The sequence below is a fragment of the Mycobacterium sp. MAC_080597_8934 genome, from assembly GCF_000523975.1.
GTDB classification, from domain to species: domain Bacteria; phylum Actinomycetota; class Actinomycetes; order Mycobacteriales; family Mycobacteriaceae; genus Mycobacterium; species Mycobacterium avium.
This window is the reverse complement of the sequence record NZ_JAOS01000041.1, coordinates 1-2,563: the sequence shown is the minus strand read 5'-3', so window position 1 is coordinate 2,563 and position 2,563 is coordinate 1. Positions and strand designations below refer to the sequence as shown.

Annotated in this window: 3 protein-coding genes and 1 pseudogene; all 4 read left to right on the top strand. The window is 69.1% G+C overall.

The genetic code is table 11. The features are described 5' to 3' along the window. Nucleotides 1-117: 117 nt before the first annotated feature. Nucleotides 118-1,167 carry a tyrosine-type recombinase/integrase gene (locus tag NF20_RS20115; protein WP_007172498.1) on the top strand — a complete coding sequence of 350 codons (1,050 nt, stop codon included), beginning with the start codon at nt 118-120 and terminating at the stop codon, nt 1,165-1,167. Between the two features lie 297 nt (nt 1,168-1,464). Continuing rightward, nucleotides 1,465-1,767: a hypothetical protein gene (locus NF20_RS28430; RefSeq protein WP_255343483.1), complete on the top strand. Its 303-nt coding sequence runs from the start codon at nt 1,465-1,467 to the stop codon at nt 1,765-1,767. After that, nucleotides 1,712-2,353: a hypothetical protein gene (locus NF20_RS28425; RefSeq protein WP_255343482.1), complete on the top strand. Its 642-nt coding sequence runs from the start codon at nt 1,712-1,714 to the stop codon at nt 2,351-2,353. Before NF20_RS28430 ends, NF20_RS28425 begins: the two co-directional genes overlap by 56 nt. Before the next feature lie 2 nt (nt 2,354-2,355). Next, nucleotides 2,356-2,563, top strand: a pseudogene (locus NF20_RS28420) (integrase); the annotation flags it as partial.

Here is a 2,563-nt window from a genome sequence, read left to right as displayed (position 1 = left end):
ACTATCCGTTAACCGGCTCTCCGGGGACACGGTTCGGGCTGCAGCGTGAGGTTCACGCACAAGCGCTGAGCACGGATGGATGCTGTCTGCATCTCGGTGGGGGAAGGCGGAGCGGCGATGCGGGTACTCAAGAGCGACAGCGGATATGTCCTGGAGGGCGACTGGGACGGGCAGGACGCGGTGAACGCGTTTCTCAACCATTTGGCGGGACGGGGGTTCAGCGCGGCCACGGTGCGGGCCTACGCATTCGACGTCGCCAATTTGAGCCGGTTCCTCGTCCAGCAAGCGGTCGGGCTCGCCGCGGTCGATGCGCCGTTGGTGTTCGACTGGATCGACTGGCAAGGCGTCCGCCGAACGGACCAGCCCACCGGCGGTCACCGCTCGTCGACCCCGCCGGCAGCTTCGACGGTGAACCGCCGGGTCGCGGCAGTGCGCGCGTTATTCGAGTATCTGGTGATGACCGGTGTCTGCACCGACAATCCGGTGCCGTCGCCGCGGCGGGGACAGGGGCTGCGCCAGTCGCAGCGGGGGTTGCTCGGTCATCTGGGTCCCGGGCGTGCACGCAGTGGCGGTAGGTTGGTGCGTCAGCCGCAGCGTCTTCCGGAATCGTTGTCCACCAACGATGTCGACGCGTTCCTGGCGACACTGGCAACGCACCGGGACCGGGCGATGGTGCTGGTGATGCTACTCGGAGGGCTGCGTTCGGCCGAGGCGCGTGGCCTGCTGCTCGCCGACGTCGATATGGGCCGGCGCCGGCTTCGGGTGATCGGCAAGGGCGGCAAGGAACGTCATGTCCCGGTCGATGCGGCGTTCTTCACCGAGCTCGCCGCCTACCTGCGATGGGAGCGGCCGCCGGGGTTGGCGACGCCGCAGTGCTTCGTAGTGCTGCGCGGCCCGACGACCGGTGCACCGGTCAGCGAGGCCGGGCTGCGCAGCCTGTTCCGTCGGCACCGGGAGACCTCTGGCGCCACAAGAGTCCGCCCGCACCGTTTACGGCATACCTACGGCACCGAATTGTCGGCGGCCGGAATCGATCTGCTGGCGTTGCGGGCGTTGATGGGGCATGTCTCGCCGGAGACCACGGCCCGCTACGTGCATTTGTCGATCGAGCAGCTCGCCGCCGAATACGGTGCTGCTCGTGCGACGTTGGCCGGAGCCCGGCAGTGACCACGGTGTTGGTCGGCCAACCCGTAGGCGCCGACGAGGTGGTGGCGGATTATCTCGACCACGTCGCCACCCTGGGTTTGAGCGGGCGGGCGGTACGCGACCGGATTCGGATCGCTCGCGACTTCACCGCACGCCACCGCGACCTGCACGCCTGGATGACGCTGCCGGCAGCCGAGCGGATCGCCGAGATACGGGACACCGGGGCGTGGCCGCTGATCTGTCACACGATCGGCACCGGCCGGTTACGGCTGGACGTCGAGCTGGCCGCGGTCAAACAGTTGACCGGCTGGCCGCGCAGTGGAGGACCGGGATCCGAGCGGATTCGCCGCGTTGCGGAATGCGGGAATTCGGTTGGGCTGGAGGAGTTCCTGGGTCGAGACGGTCCTCGGCGAATGTCTGGCGGTAGTGCTGGCACACCACGGCGGAATGGTCGCCGACCTGACCGGCGACGCGCTCGACGACTTCGACGCCGCGCTGTCACGTACCGTGGTGCCGCCATCGTCGCGGCGGCATACAGGGGCGGCTGGCCAGCCTGCGGCAGCTGTTGTTCGAGACCGCGGTCATCGACACCGCGCCGAAACGCCGGCGGTGGGCCCGTAGCCTCGAGCAGCGCTTCACCGAGGTGGAGATGCCCGACCCGATCCGTCAGACGTTGCTGCGCTACATCGGCGTGCGCGCGGCGGTGCTGCGGCCCAAATCGGTCGAGTCGCTGATCAACGACCTGCTGCCCTTCGCCGAATACCTCACCGCTCACCATCCCGACGTCATCAGCCTGCGTGAACTCGACCGGAGCTGCATCGAGGGCTACCTGAAATGGAATCGCACCCGGGGCTGGCGTGGTCAGCGCGCCGCCGCGGGCGCCGGGCGCACCGTCTCGGCCGCGGTGGCCCAGTCGGCAGTGCTCAGTCTGCGCAACCTGCTCGACGACATCACCGCCTGGGGCTGGGCGCAGGCCCCACCACGGCGGTTGGTATTCGCCGCCGACGTCCCCAAACTCGACCAGCCGTTGCCACGCGCGCTAGCACCCGATGTGGACGCGGCAGTGATGAACGCCGTTGCCCACCTGCAGGATCCGTTCGCCCGCATCGGCCTGACCGTGCTGCGTGGTGCCGGCCTGCGGGCGGGGAACTGCTCGACCTCGAACTGGGCAGCATCATCGACTACGGACCGGCCGGAACCTGGCTGAAGGTGCCACTGGGCAAGCTCGCCACCGAACGCATGGTCCCGCTCTCCGCCGCGACCCTCGCCGCGCTCGACGAGTGGGTCGCCCTCCGCGGCACGCACCGGCCGCTGCCGCACCCACGCACCGGCGTGCTCACCGACTTTCTGTTCACCCGGCACGGACGCCGCCTGGGCTACACCCGGCTGCGCAACGGGCTGCTCACCGCCGCTGAAT

Bases quoted from the DNA above. Each gene is read 5' to 3' on its own strand.
- NF20_RS20115 (WP_007172498.1), top strand. From the start codon at position 118: ATGCGGGTACTCAAGAGCGACAGCGGATATGTCCTGGAGGGCGACTGG.